The organism is Streptomyces sp. NBC_00425, assembly GCF_036030735.1.
Classification (GTDB): domain Bacteria; phylum Actinomycetota; class Actinomycetes; order Streptomycetales; family Streptomycetaceae; genus Streptomyces.
This window is the reverse complement of record NZ_CP107928.1, coordinates 7,542,272-7,559,088: the sequence shown is the minus strand read 5'-3', so window position 1 is coordinate 7,559,088 and position 16,817 is coordinate 7,542,272. Positions and strand designations below refer to the sequence as shown.

Genomic DNA, 16,817 nt, shown 5'->3' with positions numbered 1-16,817 from the left:
GTGGGCCTGCCCAGCCGGTGCTCCGCGATCCGGCCTGTCGCGAGCGGACCGAACGAGGCTGCTGAGTCACGGAAGCTAACGGACCGTGCACGGCGGGGGGAAGAGAGGGGGCCGGATCGGACGCGGGCGTCCGGCAGGCGACGAACCGGACCGCCTGGTTCTGCCCGGTCCCCGGGGCCGCTCCGGGACGGGCGGGGCCTGGCGGGGACGATGGGGGGCGTCCCGGCTCCAGGCGTCCCGGCGCCGGTTCAGCGGGTCGCCGTCAGATGGGCGAAGACGACGACGTTGCTCGTGTACCCGGTCGCCCGCCGGAAGAGGCCGCCGCAGGTGAGCACGCGCAGCTCGGGGCGGCGGGTCGGGCCGTACACCTCCTTGTCGGGGAAGGTGTCCTTGTCGAAGACCCGGACACGGTCCACGGTGTAGACGGCGGTGCGACCGTCGGCACGCCTCGCCTCGATCCGGGCGCCCCGGGCCACCCGCGCGAGGCCGGCGAAAACCGCGGGGCCGGTCTTGGTGTCGCGGTGCCCGACCGCGATGGCGGCGCCCCGCTCGCCCGGGGTGGGGCCGCCCGCGTACCAGCCGACGAGCCCCGGCTCGTCGAGGGGCGGCGTCCCGAGATGCCGGTCGGGGTCGAGCCGCAGCGGGACGATCGGCGCGTCGATGCCCAGCGACGGCACCCGCAGGACGGTCGCCGGGGACCGGGGCAGCGGGCGGGGCGGCGGCCCGGCGTGCTCCGGCCCCTTCCCGCCCTCTTCACCGGCGTCGCCCGCGGAGGCCGGCCCGGCGGACCCGTGGGCCGCCGTCCGCCCGGCCCCGGGCGGCGCACCCGGGACGTCGTGCCCCCCGCACCGGACTGCCGCCGTCACCAGGACGACCGCGAGCACGGCCGTCCTGGTGAGACGGAAGAGACGGGTCCGGCGCCAGGGCCTGCGTCCGCGCCTACGCGGCACCATGGTTGCGCCGGCGGGTCAGACGGAAGTAGGCGACTCCGCCGACGGCCACCAGGCCGACGGCCGCGGTGGCGGCCAGCGGGGTGAAGGCCTGCGAGGTGTCGGCGAGACCGCCGCCGCCCGCGTGGACGCCGCCCTCGGGACCGCCCTTCTCGCCGTTCCAGGCGCCGCCGCCCTGCGCTGCGTCTTCACGACCGGCGCCTTCACGACCGGCGCCTTCACGGCCGGCGCCTTCACGGCCGCCCGCGCCCTGCGCGGTGCCGTTCTGGCCGCCACCGCCCTGGCCGTTCGCGGCCCCGACCTCCCGGCCGTCGTCCGTGATCGGGCGGTTCGGGCCCTGGTTCCCTCCGGCGCGCCCGTCCTCCCGGCAGTTGATCTTGAAGACCTTCACCCTGGTCGAGGTGACGACCCCACCCGTGGCGGAAGGGAGCTCCCAGGTCAGGGTGTAGGTTCCCTCGGCCAGCCCCAGCGTGTCGGTGTGCCCGGCGCCCTGGGCCAGGTTGATGGTGCCGGTCACTCTGGCGGTGCCCTGCGTCGGGGGCTTCGCGTCGATGATGTAGTTGACGGTCGTGAGGTCGGCGAAGTTCGCGGCGTCGAGGTAGAACCGGCAGGCCACCGGGTCGTCCTTCGAGACGCCCGGGGGCACGTGCTCACGGTGGATCCTGATGTCGCCGGCCTCCCCGACGGCCACGGCCGACGGTGCCGCGAAGCAGGTGAACCCCGCCGCGGCGAGCACCGTGAGAGCCGTGGCGCCGAAGCGGGTGCCGAAGGCGGGCGGGAGCGTCGAGCTGGACATGCGCATTCCTCCGAGTCAGGACGATTTTCATACAAATCGCTCTTGCACCTGACTCTCTTTCACATCGGCGGCCCCGACGGTGGGACGGCCGCCCGACGCGCCGTCAGACGTCGCTCGACCGGCGCAATCCCGCCCCGGACCGGCGACCGGCGGACGGGCCCGCCCCCGCCTCCTCCTCTCCGCGGACCTCCCGCGGCGACCTGAGGGCCACCCCCGAGGAGAGCAGCAGCAGCGCCCCCAGCATCGCGAACGGCGCGGCCACACCCGCGAGCCCGGCCACCAGGCCCGCGGCGGCCGGCGCGGCGACCTGGCCGAGCCGGTTGCCGGTGAGGCGCAGCGCGAGGGCGGTGGAGCGGGCGCCGTCCGGCGCGGCCCGGACGACCGTCGTCATGGACAACGGCTGTCCGACGCCCAGGCAGAAGCCGAGCAGCGCGAGCATCACGCCCAGCGCCCAGACCGGCGCGGGCAGCGCGATGCCGACGCAGAGCAGGGCCGCCAGCAGACAGGTCACCGTGAGCAGCGCGGTCCGGCCGAGCAGCCGCAGCAGCGGGGTGAGGACGAGCCGGCAGGCGATGGAGGCGGCCGCGCGGACGCTGAGCAGCACGCCGACGACGGACGGCGCGATGCCCCGGTGCTCGCCGACCACCGGCAGGTAGGCGGTGAGGATGTCGGTCGCGGACAGCACGGAGAGGCTGACGAGGATGCCTGCGGGGACGCCGCGGGCCCGCAGGATGCGCAGGACGGGGACCTGGTCCCCGTGCCCCGTACGGGAGTCGGGTCCGAGGTCGCGGTGCTCGATGCGCCACAGCGAGGTGAACGCGACGGCGCAGCCCGCGCCCGCCACCAGCAGGGCGAGCGCGCTGCTGCCCGCCATGTCGGCACGGCCGATCAGCGCTCCGGCCGCCACCGGGCCGACCAGTTGGCCGAGCGAGGCGCCGATGGTGAAATGGCCGAAGTTGCGGTCCTGTTCGTGCGGCGCGGACTGCCGGGCGACGAGCGACTGGGCGCCGATCACGAAGCAGAGGTGCCCGAGCCCCATCACGCCGCTCCACAGGGCCATCGTCCACAGGGAGCCCGCGAGCCCGCTGAGCACACAGCCGCCGGATATGAGGGCAACGCCGACCGGCAGCAGGGGGGCGCACCGGCCGTGGTCGGTGCGCCGGCCGAGCGGCACAGCGGCGAACAGCGGCAGCAGCGCGTAGACGCCCGCGACGACGCCGACGGCCCCCTCGTCGGCGCCCAGCGCGAGGGCCCGGTAGGAGACGGCGGGCCGCGCCATCGACACCGCCCCCTGCGCGAAGCCGAAGGCGATGACGAGACGGAGCAGCCAGCCGCGGTTCCTGCCGGGCCTCACACGTTCCTCCACCGGGCGGTCAGATGATCCCGAACAGGATGCCCGCGCCGAGAATCGCCAGGCAGGTCAGGACGGCCCACTTGACCACGAAGCGGGTGTGGTCGCCGAACTCGACCCTGGCCATGCCGACGAGGACGTAGACGGCCGGGACCAGCGGGCTCGACATGTGCAGGGGCTGGCCGACGAGCGAGGCGCGGGCCATCTCCAGCGGGGTGACGCCGTGCGCCGCGCCGGCCTCGGCGAGGACCGGCAGGACGCCGAAGTAGAAGCCGTCGTTCGACATGAAGTAGGTGAGCGGCAGGCTCAGTACGCCGGTGACGAGCGCCATGTGCGGGCCCATGCCCTCGGGGACGACGTCGACCATCCACCTGGCCATGTGGTCGACCATGCCGGTGCCCTGGAGGACGCCGGTGAAGACGGCGGCGGCGAAGACCATGCCGGAGACGTTGAGGACGTTGTCGGCGTGGGCGGCGAGCCGGGCCTTCTGGTCCGGGATGTGCGGGAAGTTGACGGTGAGGGCGAGCGCGGCGCCGAGCAGGAACAGCACCGGGATCGGCAACAGTTCCATGATCATGGCGGTCAGCAGCGCGACCGTGAGCAGCGCGTTGAACCAGTACAGCTTGGGGCGCAGGGTGGCGCGGTGCGGGTCGAGGCCCCGGAAGCCGTCGTCGTCAGCGTCTTCGGCGGCGGCGTCGCCGAGAGCCGCCGCGCCGGAGCCGCCGGCCGGAGCGGCCGCCTTGCCGGTTCCGGAGCCGATGCCGGTGCCGGAGCCGCCGGCCCCCACGAGCACCGTCTCGGTCTGCTCGGCCTTCTCCTCCACCAGCACGTCGTCCAGGGTCAGCACGCCGAGCCGGGCCCGCTCGCGGCGGCCGAGGACGTAGGAGAGCGCGACGACGAAGACGAGGCCCACGGCGAGGGCCGGGATCATCGGCACGAAGATGTCGCTGGCGTCGACCTTGAGCGCGGTCGCGGCGCGGGCGGTGGGGCCGCCCCAGGGCAGCGTGTTCATCACGCCGTTGGCCATGGCGGCCACGCCGGTCATCACGACCAGGCTCATCTTCAGGCGCTTGTACAGCGGGTACATCGCCGAGACGGTGATCATGAAGGTGGTGGAGCCGTCGCCGTCGAGGGAGACGATCGCGGCGAGCAGTGCCGTGCCGACGACGATGCGCAGCGGGTCGGCCTTGCAGAACTTCAGGATGCCCCGGACGATCGGGTCGAACAGGCCGACGTCGATCATCACACCGAAGTAGACGATCGCGAACATGAGCATCGCCGCCGTGGGGGCGAGGCTGGTGACGCCGTCGATGACGTAGTCACCGAGCTTGGCGCCCTTCCCGACGAAGACGCAGAACAGTGCCGGGATCAAGACGAGCGCCGCGATCGGCGACATCTTCTTCAGCATGATCAGGACCAGGAAGGTCGCGATCATCGCGAAGCCGAGGATGGTCAACATGAATGGATACCTAACGTTCGCCCTTGAACATCCCACCTGGGGGTCGGCGGTGCGTTGACGTTAGGTCCGTTCAAACAGGGTTAACAAGACGTTGACGCGCGAGCAATAAGCGCAAAACTCCAGGTCACAGCTTTGCTCAGGTCACAGCGTCGGGATCGCGGCCAGTCGGACCGGCACTCCGTTGAGGACCGCGTTGCCTGACAGGGGGTCGAGCAGACTGCCGTCGAGGAGCTGGTTGACGTTGACTCCGGGGTCGGCGGCGGCATGGCTCAGGCGCGTTCCGGGGCGGTCGTGACCCCAGCCGTGCGGCAGGCTGACGACGCCCCGGCGCACGGTGTCGGTGACCTCGGCCGGTGCGGTCACCTCGCCCCCGGCGCCCGTCACCCGCACCGGCGCGCCGTCGCGCACGCCCAGCCGTTCGGCGTCCTCGGGGTGGATCTGCAGCGTGCAGCGGTTGGTGCCGCCGGTGAGCGCGGGGACGTTGTGCATCCAGCTGTTGTTGGACCGCAGATGGCGGCGGCCGACCAGGACGAGCCCGTCCGGCCGCCGTTCCAGGGACTCGCGCAGCCGCGGGAGGTCACCGGCGATCGGCTGCGGCAGCAGCTCGATCCGGCCGGAGACCGTCTTCAGCGGCTGCGGCAGGCGGGGGCCGAGCGGCCCGAGGTCGATGCCGTGCGGACTCTCCAGCAGCCGGGCGAGGCTCAGACCGTCCGGGCGGGCGCCGAAGCCGTCGCCGTAAGGGCCGAGGCGCAGCATCATGTCGAGCCGGCGTTCGGGGCCGCTCTCCCCGGTGAGCTGCGCGGCGAGCTCCTGCGGGGCACGGCCGTGCACGGGCGAGTGCGGCTCCTGGACGACCTTGCCGAGGGTCTGGCCGACGACCAGCTCGTCCACGGCCGACGGGTCGGCGCCGTGCATGCCGGTCACCGCCAGCGTCAGCCGGGCGAGGATCTCCGTCTCGGCCATCCGGCCGGGCTCCAGCGGGACGGCGGGGCGGGAGTAGCGGACCTGGTTGCGCACGGCCAGGGTGTTGAAGGCGAAGTCGTGGTGCGGGCTCTGGGAGGGCGGGGGCGGCGGCAGGACGACGTCGGCGTGGCGCGAGGTCTCGTTCAGGTAGGGGTCGACGCTGACCATGAAGTCGAGCGACTCCAGCGCCTTGTCGAGCCGGTCGCCGTCGGGCGCGGACAGCACGGGGTTGGCGGCCACCACGACCAGCGCCCGGATCGGCTCGCCCTCCTCGGTGGCGGTGTCGATCTCCTCGGCCAGCGCCGACAGCGGCAGTTCGCCCTTGGCCTCCGGGTGCCCCCCGACCCGGGAGTGCCAGCGGCCGAGCCGGAAGCCGCGGCCGGGGCCGGCGGGGCGGGGCGTGCGGTCGGTGGCGGCCTGCGGGAAGAGGGCGCCGCCGGGCCGGTCCAGGTTGCCGGTGAGCACGTTCAGGACGTCGACGAGCCAGCTGCCGAGGGTGCCGAACGGGACCGTGCAGCTGCCGATGCGGCCGTATACGGCCGCTGTCGGGGCGGCGGCCAGCTCCCGGGCGAGCGCGCGCACCACCCCGGCGTCGACGTCGCACGCCGGGGCCACCGCCTCGGGAGTGAAGTCCCGTACGGCGTCGCGGAGTTCGGCCAGTCCCTCGACGTGCGGGGTCAACTCCCCCAGATGCACCAGGTCTTCCTCGAACAACACGTGCGCCATGGCCGCGAGGAGCAGCGCGTCGGCGCCCGGCCGGATCTCGACGTGCCGGTCGGCGAGTTTCGCGGTGCGGGTGCGGCGCGGGTCGATGACCGTCAGGGTGCCGCCGCGGGCCTTGAGCGCCTTGAGCTTGCCGGGGAAGTCGGGGGCGGTGCACAGACTCCCGTTGGACTCCAGGGGGTTGGCGCCGATGAGGAGGAGGTGGTCGGTGCGGTCGAGGTCCGGGACGGGGATCGCGCCCGCGTCGCCGAAGAGCAGTCCGCTGGAGACGTGCTTGGGCATCTGGTCGACCGTGGAGGCGGTGAACAGGCTGCGGGTGCCCAGCCCGCCGACCAGCAGCTGCGGGTAGAGGCCGCCGGCCACGGTGTGCACGTTGGGGTTGCCGAGGACGACGCCGACGGCGTTCGGGCCGTGCCGCTCGACGACCGGCCGGATCCCGGCGGCCACCGCGTCGAAGGCCTCCTCCCAGGTGGCCTCGCGCAGCTCTCCGTCACGGCGGACGAGAGGCGAGCGCAGCCGGTCGGGGTCGCCGTCCACGGCGGGGAACGCGGCGCCCTTGGGGCAGATGAAGCCCTTGCTGAACACGTCGTCCCGGTCGCCGCGGGCGCCGGTGACCCGGGTCCCCTCGATGGTGAGCGTGAGCCCGCAGGTGGCCTCGCACAGGGGGCAGATTCGCAGGGCGGTGCGGGACACGGGTCCTCCTGGGGGCGGCGTTGCCTCGTCCCGGCCGAGCATACCGACCGGTATGACTTCTGGGGAGGTCCCGCCCGGAAGCGGTCGTGCCCGCGCCACCGGCCGCCGCTGCGCGTGGGTCAGTCCAGCACGCGGGCCAGATACGCCCTCAGCAGCTCGCGGGTCTCGTCGATCACTTTCGCGTCCCCCTCCGGGTCCACCCGGAAGGCCAGATGGACGAGGGTGTCCGCGGTCTCCACGGCGATCAGGAACACCCGGCGCAGATCGTCGTCGGGTTCACGGACGAGGTGGGCGGCCAGCAGCTCGGTGAGCCGGTCGGCGACCCGGTGGTTGGGCTCGGCGTGCCGCGCGCCGACCGGGATCTGGTTGCCGAAGTCAACGAGCGAGAAGCCGGGCGCGGTGCGCTTCATGGCGAGGTACTCGTCGAGCACGGCGTCCATCGCGGTCCGCCAGTCGCCCTGCCGGGCTCCGCGCAGGCGCTCGGTGACGCGCTCGGAGTAGTGCTCGAGGTTGCGCTGAGCGAGCGCGTCGGCCATCTGCCGCTTGTTGCCGAAGAAGCGGTAGACGGAGCCGATGGGGACGCCGGCGCGCTCGGCGACGGCCCGCGTGCTCAGGGCGTCGTAGCCGACCTCGTCCAGCAGGTCGGCGCAGGCGTCGAGGATCCTGGTCAGCCGTTCGGCACTGCGCCGCTGCACGGGCGCACGACGGAGCGATGTCGCTTGGGGCACGGACTTCATGATGCCTTTCCGCCGCGGCCGGGTGAACCTCACCCCTGGGTACGGAGAAACATGCCTGATGCACTCAACGCGCTCAGGGGGACGGCGACCCCGTCGGGGGCCCGGTCGGCGACCCGGTCGGCGAACCCGCCAAAAGCCCGCCGGGCGGCACGGCGGACGCGGCCGAGGACTCCGACGCCGTGACGTCCGCCGTGGCTTCCACCGGCTTGCCCTCCACCGCCCAGACCGTCGCGTCGTCCGCGTAGAGACGGGCGGTGACGTGATGGGTGCCGTGCGGGAGATAGCCGGCCGGGATCCGGTACGCCAGGGTGCGCAGGTCGGCGACCGGCAGGTCGTCGACGTAGAGCCGGGCGAGGCCGCGACCGGTGACGGCCCGCTGCGGCGCCCCCGTCGGCGAGAACCGGAAATTGGCCAGCTTCAGCCGCACGTCCCAGCCGCCCGAGCCGTCCGGCTGGACCTCCACGCCGACCTCCGGAGCCCCTTTCCGCGCCACCTGGCGGTAGTGGCGCCCGTCGTCGTCCGTGTGGTCCAGGACCTTGCCGACCGGCGAGGGCGACGCCGCGGTCCCCTGCCCGAGCCCGTCGCCGGAGGCGCAGCCCGCGGATCCGGTCAGCAACAGGACAGAGACCGCGAGCGCGGCGGGAAGGGGGCGCGTCCACGACATGAACCGGACACTAGAGCACCGGCCCCCGCCCACGGATCCCCCTGAAGTCTGGTTCCGGCCGTGCCGTGATCGTCCTCCGAGAGGAGGACACCGGCGGACCTCCGGCGGACCTCTTGCGTCCGGGAAACCGCAATCCTACGGTGTTGCATAGGAATCACCGGCAAGGGAGCCATGATGAGCAGCGGGGACGCACGCAAGACGGCCGAGGGGCCGGCCCACCTCAGCGGGTTCGGCAACGAACACGCCTCGGAGGCCGTCCCCGGGGCCCTGCCCGACGGCCGCAACTCGCCCCAGCGCGCGCCCCTCGGCCTGTACGCCGAGCAGCTCAGCGGCACGGCGTTCACCGAGCCGCGCGCCCACAACCGCCGCTCCTGGCTGTACCGGATCCGCCCGTCGGCCGCGCACCCGGCCTTCACCCGGGCCCCGGACGGGGCGCTGCGCACCGGCCCCTTCACACAGACCGTCGCCGATCCGAACCGGCTGCGCTGGGACCCGCTGCCGGAGCCGCCCGGGGGCACCGACTTCCTGGCCGGCCTGTGGACCGTCGGCGGCAACGGGGACGCCGCCCAGCGCAGCGGCATGGCCGTGCACCTGTACCACGCGAACGCCGGCATGGACCGCGTCTTCGGGAACGCCGACGGCGAGCTGCTGATCGTCCCCGAGCACGGCGGGCTCCTGCTGCGCACGGAGTTCGGGCTGCTGCACGCCGAGCCCGGCCATGTCGCGCTGATCCCGCGCGGGGTCCGCTTCCGCGTCGACCTGCTGGACGGCTCGGCCCGCGGTTACGTCTGCGAGAACTACGGCGCCCCCTTCCGGCTCCCCGACCTCGGGCCGATCGGCGCCAACGGCCTCGCCAACCCGCGCGACTTCCGGGCGCCGGTCGCCGCCTACGAGGACGTCGAGGGACCGGTGGAGGTGGTCAACAAGTTCTGCGGCCACCTGTGGAGCGCGACCTACGACCACTCCCCGCTCGACGTCGTCGCCTGGCACGGCAACCTCGTGCCGTACGTGTACGACCTGCGCCGCTTCAACGTCATCGGGTCGGTCTCCTACGACCACCCGGACCCGTCGATCTTCACCGTGCTGACGTCCCCGTCCGACACCCCCGGCCTGGCCGGCGTGGACTTCGTGGTCTTCGCCCCGCGCTGGCTGGTCGGCGAGGACACCTTCCGGCCGCCGTACTTCCACCGGAACGTGATGAGCGAGTACATGGGCCTGATCGAGGGCGCCTACGACGCCAAGACGGCCGGGAAGGGGGGCTTCGTGCCGGGCGGCGGCTCGCTGCACAACATGATGTCGGCGCACGGCCCCGACCGTGAGACGTTCGACCGTGCGAGCGCCGCCGACCTGAAGCCGCACAAGGTCGACGACGGGCTGGCGTTCATGTTCGAGACGCGCTGGCCGCTCGTCCTCACCCCGCAGGCGGCGCGGGCGGATCATCTGCAGCAGCGCTACGACGACGTGTGGCAGGGCCTCGAGCGTCACTTCCGTCCGTCCGCCGGAACGTCCGACGGCACATTGCACTGAACGTTCCCGACCGGTACGGATAGGCCCGTGACCTCCTTCGCCCCGGACTCGATCGTCCTCACCCGAAAGCTGCCGCTCTGGTACCAGGTGTCGCAGTCGCTGCGCGCCTCGATACTCGGCCGCTCGCCCCGGGACCCCCTGCGGCTGCCGACGGAGGAGCAGTTGGCCGGGCACTACGGGGTGAGCGTGCTGACCATGCGGCAGGCCCTGAAGGAGCTCGAGGACGAGGGGCTGATCACCCGGCACCGCCGCCGGGGCACGTTCATCGAGCCCACGGCGCGGCGCGGGGCCCCGGTCCGGCTGCTGGGCTCGGTCGACGCGATCGTGGCCCAGCAGTCCGGGATGGCGACCGAGCTGCTGGACCACGGCCGGGCGGCCGTCCCCGCCGAGGTCGCCGAGCACTTCCCGGACCTCGCGGAGGTGGGGACGTACCACCGCCTGCGAAGCGACGAGAAGACGGGCGAGCCCACCAACCACGCCCGCAACTACGTCCGTCCCGAGCTCGCCGCCCGCATCGACCCGGACGACCTGGTCCGCTGGCCGATGACGAAGGTGCTGCGGGACGTCGTCGGCGTGGACATCGGCCGCATCACCGACACGGTGGAGGCGCGGCTCGCGGACCCCGAGACGGCGCAGCTGCTCCGGGTCCCGCTGCTGAGCCCGATCCTGCACTACACGGGCGTCACCTACGACTCCGACGGCCGGGCCCTGGACGCGGCCGTCATCCACTACCGGGGCGACCGTTTCTCCTTCACGGTCACCCTCGACGCGACGTGACGCACCGTGCCACGCGGTCCGCGAGCCGTCGTACGATGCCCGGCGTGACGCCCGACGACGCTCCGCAGCTTGCGGACCTCATGCCGTGGTCCGTCGCACCGCCGCGGCTCGGTCGGGGGTGGCCGACGGCGCCCGACCCGGCGTCCCTGAAGGCCCGCTGGGACGCGCTGCTGAAGGCCGAGGGCCCCGACCGCGAGGCCCTCTTCGAGCCGACGCGCTCACGCACCCTGTACACGGCGGTCGGGCAGCTGCCCGGCCGGTCCGGCGGCACCGAACGGCTGGCCCGCGCCGTCGGCCCCTGCCCCGAGCCCGTACGGGTGCTGGCGGCGCCCTTCGACGAGCAGTGGCTGATCCCCGATCACCGTCTTCTCGACACCGCCCGCCCGGAGCTGTGGAGGGTCGCGGACGACGCCCAGGTGTTCGTGGTGGAGACGCCGCAGACGGCGACGCGCCCCCTGCTGGCGACCTCCGTGCTGCCCCTGCTGCGGCCGGGCCGCATCCGGCCGCTGTACCGGCGGCCGGGCGGCGTGGAGCCGAACCTGGCGCCCGGCCTGCCCGACCTGCTGCGCCGGCTGGGCCACTCCCCCGATCCGGTGGACTTCCTGGCGTGGACCCTCACCGCCGTCCGCCCGGATCTCACCGTCCCGCTCACCCGGGACCGGGAGCTGTGGGCGCACGGCGTCGAGTCGGGCCGTCGCGTGCTGTGGCTGCTGCGGCGGCACGGCGAGCGGCCCAAACTGCCCGGCGGCCGCCGGCCCTACGTCCGCGCCCCGATCCCGGCCCGCCCGCTCACCCTGCGGTACGACCGCGACGAGGAGACGCTCCGGCTGGACGACGGCCGGGTGTCGCCCGTCCCGCCCGAGGCGTGGGACGCCGAGTCGGAGCCCGGGGTCCGGGTCCTGGAGCGCTGGTTCGCGGCACGGACGGCCCAGGAGGCCGAGCCGGGGACGCTGGCCGCGATCCGCCCCGCGGCCTGGCAGCAGTCGTGGACCTCGGAACTCCTGGAACTGATCACGGTGCTGGCGCTGCTCGCGGAAGTCGGCGCACGGCGGGCCGAGTCGGCCGCGGCGGAACCGGACACGGTCACCACGGCGGAGCTGCGCGCGGCGGGCGTCCTGCCGGTCCCGGACGCGGCACGTCACCCGGCGACGGTCCTCGACCACCACGAGGAGGGACCGGAAGGCCAGTTCGCCCTCATCTAGCGCCGGTACGCGGGTCCGTCCGGCCCGGACCTGCCCGGCTCCCGCATGACAGACCGGGCGGACGGAGGTCATGATCCACCCCATGGACCAGCCGCCCCAGCCCCAGCACACGCCTCGTCCCCCGTCCCGGCCGGAGCCCCGGCCGGAGCCGCTGCCCCTCGAGGGGCTCACCGTCGTCGCGGTCGAGCAGGCCGTCGCGGCGCCGTTCGCGACCCGGCAGCTCGCCGACCTCGGCGCCCGGGTGATCAAGGTCGAGCGGATCGACGGCGGCGACTTCGCGCGCGGCTACGACACCGCCGCCGGCGGCCTCGCCTCGCACTTCGTGTGGTGCAACCGCGGCAAGGAGTCGATCGCGCTGGACCTGAAGGATCCGCGCGGCCTGGCCGTGGTGCGCCGGCTGATCGCCGGCGCGGACGTGTTCGTGCAGAACCTGGCGCAGGGGGCCGCGGCCCGGCTCGGCCTGGACGCGGCCACCCTGTGCGCGGCGCACCCGCGGCTCGTGGCGGTCGACGTCTCCGGCTACGGCGCCGGCGGCCCCTACGCGGACAAACGTGCGTACGACATGCTCGTGCAGTGCGAGGCCGGACTGGTGTCGGTGACCGGGACCCCGGAGCAGCCGGTCAAGGCGGGCATCCCGGCGGCGGACATCGCCGCGGGCATGTACGCCTTCTCGGGCGTGCTGGCCGCGCTGGTGCGGCGGGGCACGACGGGGCGGGGCGGCCCGGTGGAGGTGTCGATGCTGGAGTCGCTGGCGGAGTGGATGGGGCATCCGCTCCATCACACGATGCACGGGGGCGTACCCCCGCGGCGCACCGGTCTCGCGCACGCGGTGATCGCGCCCTACGACGCCTACCCGACGGCGGACGGCGCAGGAGTGCTGCTGTCGGTGCAGAACGACCGGGAGTGGCGGCGGCTGGCCGAACAGGTCATCGGCCGACCCGAGTTGGGCATGGACCCGGCGTACGCGACGAACGCGGCACGGGTGACGAACCGGGAACGCACGGACGCGCTGGTGGCAATGGCGCTCTGCGCGCTGGGCGCCGACGAGGCGGTGGCGCGGCTGGAGGACGCGGGCATCGCCTGCGCACGCCTGAGGGATCTGCCCGCGGTCGCGGAACATCCGCAGCTGGCGGCCCGTGAGCGGTGGCGAGAGGTGGGGACGCCGGTCGGACCGCTGCGGGCGCTGCTGCCCCCGATCACGCTGCCGGGTGGGACGGAGGCGCCGATGGGGGACGTGCCCGCGCTCGGGGAGCACACCGAAGCAGTGCTGCGTGCCGTGGGGATGACGGACGAGGAGATCGCAGCGCTGCGCCGGGACGGTGTGACCGCCTGAGCGCGGGACTCAGTACATACGGGCGGGCCGGACGGTCAGTGCTTGTGCCCGCCGAAGAGCGAGCGGCGCAGGCGGCGCAGGGGGGCGAAGAGCGAGACGCGGCTCACCCGTGCTCGCACCGTCGTCGAGCCGGCGTTCTGTACGGGCTCACGGGCCGTCAGCTCCCGCATGAGCGAGGTCGCCTCGAGCGTCTCGCGCTGCGGAATGGCGGGACCCGCCAGTACCGAGAGATGTCGGTCCAGCCGCGAACTGGTCGCGCTGCTCCCGCAGGTGATTGCGGGGACCCTAGCCCTGCTGTGCATCGTTATCTGTTCCATGTCACTCCCCACCCGTACGAGTCCACCCGGCCCGGGCAGGGTAACCCTATCGCCCCGTCGCGGCACACATGTATCGAGCTCACAGGATTCACCTTCCCCGTAAGGGGGTTGACGACGCCTCCCCGATCACTCTCCGAATCCGACCGATTTCAGGGTGAGTTGGACAACCGGCTGTGTAGTGGGCTGCGGCGATCCCCCGTCGGGCTCGACGGTCACAGCGAGTGACGTCGCGGCCTTGTCGAGACCGCTGGCGACCAAGGGCGTGTCGCTCGCGAAGAGCCCCAGGGAGCGCGGTTGCGCGCCGGGGCGCATGAGCCACAGCTGATGCACCTGCCCGGCCGGAAGATCGCCGTAGCCGCTCAAGGTCACGATCGCCTCGCCGTCCGCAGCGGAAGCGATCACTCCGATACTGCGGCCCCGGGCGTCCCGTCCGGTGCTCGCCCGGGCGTCGGGAGCTGCGAGAACGTGGGCGATCTCACGTGCCTGGGTGCGCTCGGCGTTCAGCTCGTCCCGGGTGCGGTCCGCCTGGACGGCGAACAGCGAGGCGACGACGAGGGCCGCGGCGGCGGTGGCCGTCGCGAACGGCACGAACAGCGGGCGGCGCGCGCGGGGCGCTCGGGAGCGTTTGGGCGGTGGTCGTGTGCCCCAGACGTGCGGGGGCAGTTGGGGCGCGTGCTCCCGGGCCGGGGCGCGCGAGGACTCCTGCGGGGTTCTCTGCACCGCGGCCAGCACCCGGTCGCGCAGGGCGGCCGGCGGCGGGGCGGCGGTCGACCAGGCGAGCCGCACCGCGTCCTCGGTCAGCGCCCGCACCTCGGCCGAGCAGCGTTCACAGGTCTTCAGATGCTTGTCGAAGCGGCGCCGCTCGTCCCCTTCGAGTGCGTCGAGCGCGTAGGGGGCGGCCAGCGAGTGAAGATCCTCCCGGCGGAAGATCCCGAGGATGCTCATACGGCGCCTCCCAGGCAGTCGCGCAGCCGCGTGAGTCCGTCGCGCATCCGTGTCTTGACCGTGCCCAGCGGCAACGACAACCGGTCGGCCACCTCACGGTACGTGTAGCCGTCGTAGTAGGCGAGGGTGACGGACTGCCGCTGAAGAGCCGTCAGGCGGCCGAGGCAGCGGCGCACCCACTCGCGTTCCAGTCCGGCCTCGACCTCCTCCGTCACCTGGTCGAAGGCGGGGTCGTGGTAGCGGCGTCCCTCGCGTTGCTCGCGGTCCACGGCGGCGCGGGCGCTGCGCACCCGGTCGACGGCGCGGCGGTGCGCGAGGGTGAGGATCCAGGAGAGGGCGCTGCCGCGGCTCGGATCGAAGCGGCCGGCGGAGCGCCAGGCCTCCAGAAGGACCTCCTGCGCGACCTCCTCCGACTGCGCGGGATCCCGCACGACGCGCCGGACGAGCCCGAACACCGGCCCGGACACCAGCCCGTAGAGCTGTTCGAAGGCCGTCTGGTCGCCTCCTGCCACGAGCACCAGAAGCTCGTCCGCCTCCATGCCGTCCCCCTTCCTGCGGCCGCCACACCCTGACCGTCCCGTCACACCCGGCATCCGCAACGCACACACCTCCGGTGAGGGGGTACGTATGGGAGCGCCGAAAACGCGGGTGAGCAGGAAATTAAAAGTTTTTTGGTTTCGACCAATCCGAAACCCCCCTCCGCTCCGTATCACTGTCCGTCAGGCAACTTGGCACAGAGGACGGACGGCATGACAGCTATCTCCAGGAGCGGCAACGGACGCAGGAGCGTCGCGACCCTCATATGCGGTGCGTTGGCCGCCGGGGGGCTCGCAGCCGCCGGCGCCGCCACGCTGGCACCGGGGGCCGCATACGCGTCCAGCCACCGTGAGGCTCCTCTCATCTCGGGGACGCCGCAGTACGACAACACGGACGTGTACGCGTTCGTCAGTCCCGACCACGCGGGTACGACGACGATCGTCGCCAACTGGATCCCGTTCGAGGAGCCGGCCGGCGGGCCGAACTTCTTCCCGTTCGCCGAGGACGCCCAGTACGACCTTCACATCGACAACAACGGTGACGCGAAGGAGGACCTGACCTTCCGTTACACGTTCAAGACGCACGTGAAGAACAAGAAGACGTTCCTCTACAACACGGGCGCCGTCGACAGTCTGTACGACCCCGACCTGAACGTCACGCAGACGTACGACCTCGAGCTGCTCAAGCTGAAGAAGGGGAAGGTCGCGCACAGGACGAAGATCGCGGACGACGTGCCGGTGGCGCCGTCGAACGTGGGCAAGGCGTCGATGCCGAACTACAAGAAGCTGCGCGACCAGGCGATCTACAAGTTGCCCAACGGCGCCAAGACCTTCGCCGGTCAGGCCGACGACCCGTTCTTCCTGGACCTGCGCGTCTTCGACCTGCTGTACGGCGGTGACCTCTCCGAGGTCGGCAACGACACGCTCAAGGGCTACAACGTCAACTCGATCGCGCTGCAGGTCCCGAGCGACATGATCATCGAGCACAAGAACCAGCCGATCGTCGGCATCTGGTCGACCACCCAGCGCGAGAACGCCCAGGGCTACTACACACAGGTCTCCCGCCTGGGCAACCCGCTGGTCAACGAGGTCGTCAACCCGATCAAGGACAAGGACCGGTTCAACGCGTCCCAGCCGAAGGACGACGGCCAGTTCCTGAAGAACGTCACCAACCCCGAGCTGCCCAAGCTCATCGAGGCGATCTACAAGATCAAGGCGCCGGCCGAGCCGCGCAACGACCTCGTCGACGTGTTCCTGAAGGGCGTCAAGGGCCTCAACCAGCCGCCCTACGTGACGCCGTCGGAGGAGCTGCGCCTCAACACCTCCATCAAGCCGACCGCCAGCCCCAAGCGGCTCGGCGTCCTGGACGGCGACAACGCGGGCTTCCCGAACGGCCGTCGCCTCACCGACGACGTCATCGACGCCTCCCTGCAGGTCGTCGAGGGTGAACTGGTCGGCTCCAAGAACGACCTGGGCGACGCCGTCGACAAGAACGACAAGAACTTCGAGAAGTCCTTCCCGTACGTGGCCCTGCCGACCGAGGGCTCGCGCGGCGCGTCCGCCAAGAGCGGCGCCGACGTGCGCAGCCAGCTCGGCGACGCCCTGACGGGCTCCGAGAGCAACACCGCGCTGATCGCCTCCTCCGCGGGCGCCGGCGCTGCGGGCATCCTCCTCATCGGCGGCGGCCTGATGTGGTGGCGCGGACGGCGCAGGGCCTACTAGGCCCTCCCTGAGCGGGTCGGGGAGAATCCTGCGCTCCCCGGCCCTGCCCCACCGACTGGCGCGGCCCGCGTAACTCATCCCCCACGGCGCGGGCCGCGCCACCCCCACACCCCCACACCGGC

15 protein-coding genes are annotated in these 16,817 nt (G+C 72.8%); 5 read left to right on the top strand and 10 right to left on the bottom strand.

The window, feature by feature from the left end:
• Positions 1-248: 248 nt before the first annotated feature.
• The 7 genes from OHS82_RS33250 to OHS82_RS33220 all read right to left on the bottom strand — a co-directional run bounded on the left by OHS82_RS33250 (position 249) and on the right by OHS82_RS33220 (position 8,336).
• Complete coding sequence (locus tag OHS82_RS33250) at positions 249-953, bottom strand: class F sortase (RefSeq protein ID WP_057579736.1); 705 nt, start codon at positions 951-953, stop codon at positions 249-251.
• Positions 940-1,746: a hypothetical protein gene (locus OHS82_RS33245; RefSeq protein ID WP_328435113.1), complete on the bottom strand. Its 807-nt coding sequence runs from the start codon at positions 1,744-1,746 to the stop codon at positions 940-942. Before OHS82_RS33245 ends, OHS82_RS33250 begins: the two co-directional genes overlap by 14 nt.
• Positions 1,747-1,849: 103 nt before the next feature.
• A complete protein-coding gene (locus OHS82_RS33240; RefSeq protein ID WP_057579739.1) occupies positions 1,850-3,100 on the bottom strand; it encodes an MFS transporter in 1,251 nt (416 codons plus the stop codon).
• A 19-nt stretch (positions 3,101-3,119) separates the two neighbouring features.
• Positions 3,120-4,556 carry a CitMHS family transporter gene (locus OHS82_RS33235; RefSeq protein ID WP_057579741.1) on the bottom strand — a complete coding sequence of 479 codons (1,437 nt, stop codon included), beginning with the start codon at positions 4,554-4,556 and terminating at the stop codon, positions 3,120-3,122.
• A gap of 141 nt (positions 4,557-4,697) precedes the next feature.
• On the bottom strand, positions 4,698-6,935 hold the full coding sequence (locus OHS82_RS33230) for a molybdopterin oxidoreductase family protein (protein WP_328435112.1): 2,238 nt from the start codon (positions 6,933-6,935) through the stop codon (positions 4,698-4,700).
• A gap of 119 nt (positions 6,936-7,054) precedes the next feature.
• Positions 7,055-7,672 carry a TetR/AcrR family transcriptional regulator gene (locus OHS82_RS33225; RefSeq protein ID WP_057579744.1) on the bottom strand — a complete coding sequence of 206 codons (618 nt, stop codon included), beginning with the start codon at positions 7,670-7,672 and terminating at the stop codon, positions 7,055-7,057.
• 73 nt (positions 7,673-7,745) lie between these two features.
• On the bottom strand, positions 7,746-8,336 hold the full coding sequence (locus OHS82_RS33220; protein WP_328435111.1) for a hypothetical protein: 591 nt from the start codon (positions 8,334-8,336) through the stop codon (positions 7,746-7,748).
• A gap of 174 nt (positions 8,337-8,510) precedes the next feature.
• Here OHS82_RS33220 and hmgA point away from each other — a divergent pair, with 174 nt between their 5' ends.
• The 4 genes from hmgA to OHS82_RS33200 all read left to right on the top strand — a co-directional run bounded on the left by hmgA (position 8,511) and on the right by OHS82_RS33200 (position 13,175).
• On the top strand, positions 8,511-9,863 hold the full coding sequence (gene hmgA, locus OHS82_RS33215) for a homogentisate 1,2-dioxygenase (protein WP_057579906.1): 1,353 nt from the start codon (positions 8,511-8,513) through the stop codon (positions 9,861-9,863).
• Positions 9,864-9,890: 27 nt separating this feature from the next.
• Entirely contained in the window at positions 9,891-10,640 is a 750-nt protein-coding gene (locus OHS82_RS33210) for a GntR family transcriptional regulator (protein ID WP_057579748.1), read from the top strand.
• Between the two features lie 35 nt (positions 10,641-10,675).
• Complete coding sequence (locus tag OHS82_RS33205) at positions 10,676-11,842, top strand: type ISP restriction/modification enzyme (protein WP_328435110.1); 1,167 nt, start codon at positions 10,676-10,678, stop codon at positions 11,840-11,842.
• An 82-nt stretch (positions 11,843-11,924) separates the two neighbouring features.
• On the top strand, positions 11,925-13,175 hold the full coding sequence (locus tag OHS82_RS33200; protein ID WP_328435109.1) for a CaiB/BaiF CoA transferase family protein: 1,251 nt from the start codon (positions 11,925-11,927) through the stop codon (positions 13,173-13,175).
• A 35-nt stretch (positions 13,176-13,210) separates the two neighbouring features.
• Here the strand turns inward: OHS82_RS33200 and OHS82_RS33195 are convergent, their stop codons facing one another.
• The 3 genes from OHS82_RS33195 to OHS82_RS33185 form a co-directional block, all read right to left on the bottom strand.
• On the bottom strand, positions 13,211-13,492 hold the full coding sequence (locus OHS82_RS33195) for a hypothetical protein (protein WP_063894273.1): 282 nt from the start codon (positions 13,490-13,492) through the stop codon (positions 13,211-13,213).
• Between the two features lie 126 nt (positions 13,493-13,618).
• A complete protein-coding gene (locus tag OHS82_RS33190; RefSeq protein WP_057579752.1) occupies positions 13,619-14,437 on the bottom strand; it encodes an anti-sigma factor in 819 nt (272 codons plus the stop codon).
• Positions 14,434-14,976: a sigma-70 family RNA polymerase sigma factor gene (locus OHS82_RS33185; RefSeq protein WP_057579754.1), complete on the bottom strand. Its 543-nt coding sequence runs from the start codon at positions 14,974-14,976 to the stop codon at positions 14,434-14,436. The genes OHS82_RS33190 and OHS82_RS33185 overlap by 4 nt, the downstream gene beginning before the upstream one ends.
• Before the next feature lie 210 nt (positions 14,977-15,186).
• Here OHS82_RS33185 and OHS82_RS33180 point away from each other — a divergent pair, with 210 nt between their 5' ends.
• The gene (locus tag OHS82_RS33180; RefSeq protein WP_328435108.1) at positions 15,187-16,695 is read left to right on the top strand and encodes a DUF4331 domain-containing protein; all 1,509 of its coding nucleotides are present in this window, start codon (positions 15,187-15,189) and stop codon (positions 16,693-16,695) included.
• Positions 16,696-16,817: the final 122 nt, after the last annotated feature.

Excerpts from the sequence above, each read along its gene's own strand:
- OHS82_RS33250 (WP_057579736.1), bottom strand. The coding sequence starts at position 953 with ATGGTGCCGCGTAGGCGCGGACGCAGGCCCTGGCGCCGGACCCGTCTC.
- OHS82_RS33245 (WP_328435113.1), bottom strand. The coding sequence starts at position 1,746 with ATGTCCAGCTCGACGCTCCCGCCCGCCTTCGGCACCCGCTTCGGCGCC.
- OHS82_RS33235 (WP_057579741.1), bottom strand. The coding sequence starts at position 4,556 with ATGTTGACCATCCTCGGCTTCGCGATGATCGCGACCTTCCTGGTCCTG.
- OHS82_RS33225 (WP_057579744.1), bottom strand. The coding sequence starts at position 7,672 with ATGAAGTCCGTGCCCCAAGCGACATCGCTCCGTCGTGCGCCCGTGCAG.
- OHS82_RS33220 (WP_328435111.1), bottom strand. The coding sequence starts at position 8,336 with ATGTCGTGGACGCGCCCCCTTCCCGCCGCGCTCGCGGTCTCTGTCCTG.
- hmgA (WP_057579906.1), top strand. The coding sequence starts at position 8,511 with ATGAGCAGCGGGGACGCACGCAAGACGGCCGAGGGGCCGGCCCACCTC.
- OHS82_RS33205 (WP_328435110.1), top strand. The coding sequence starts at position 10,676 with ATGCCCGGCGTGACGCCCGACGACGCTCCGCAGCTTGCGGACCTCATG.
- OHS82_RS33200 (WP_328435109.1), top strand. The coding sequence starts at position 11,925 with ATGGACCAGCCGCCCCAGCCCCAGCACACGCCTCGTCCCCCGTCCCGG.
- OHS82_RS33195 (WP_063894273.1), bottom strand. The coding sequence starts at position 13,492 with ATGGAACAGATAACGATGCACAGCAGGGCTAGGGTCCCCGCAATCACC.
- OHS82_RS33190 (WP_057579752.1), bottom strand. The coding sequence starts at position 14,437 with ATGAGCATCCTCGGGATCTTCCGCCGGGAGGATCTTCACTCGCTGGCC.
- OHS82_RS33185 (WP_057579754.1), bottom strand. The coding sequence starts at position 14,976 with ATGGAGGCGGACGAGCTTCTGGTGCTCGTGGCAGGAGGCGACCAGACG.
- OHS82_RS33180 (WP_328435108.1), top strand. The coding sequence starts at position 15,187 with ATGACAGCTATCTCCAGGAGCGGCAACGGACGCAGGAGCGTCGCGACC.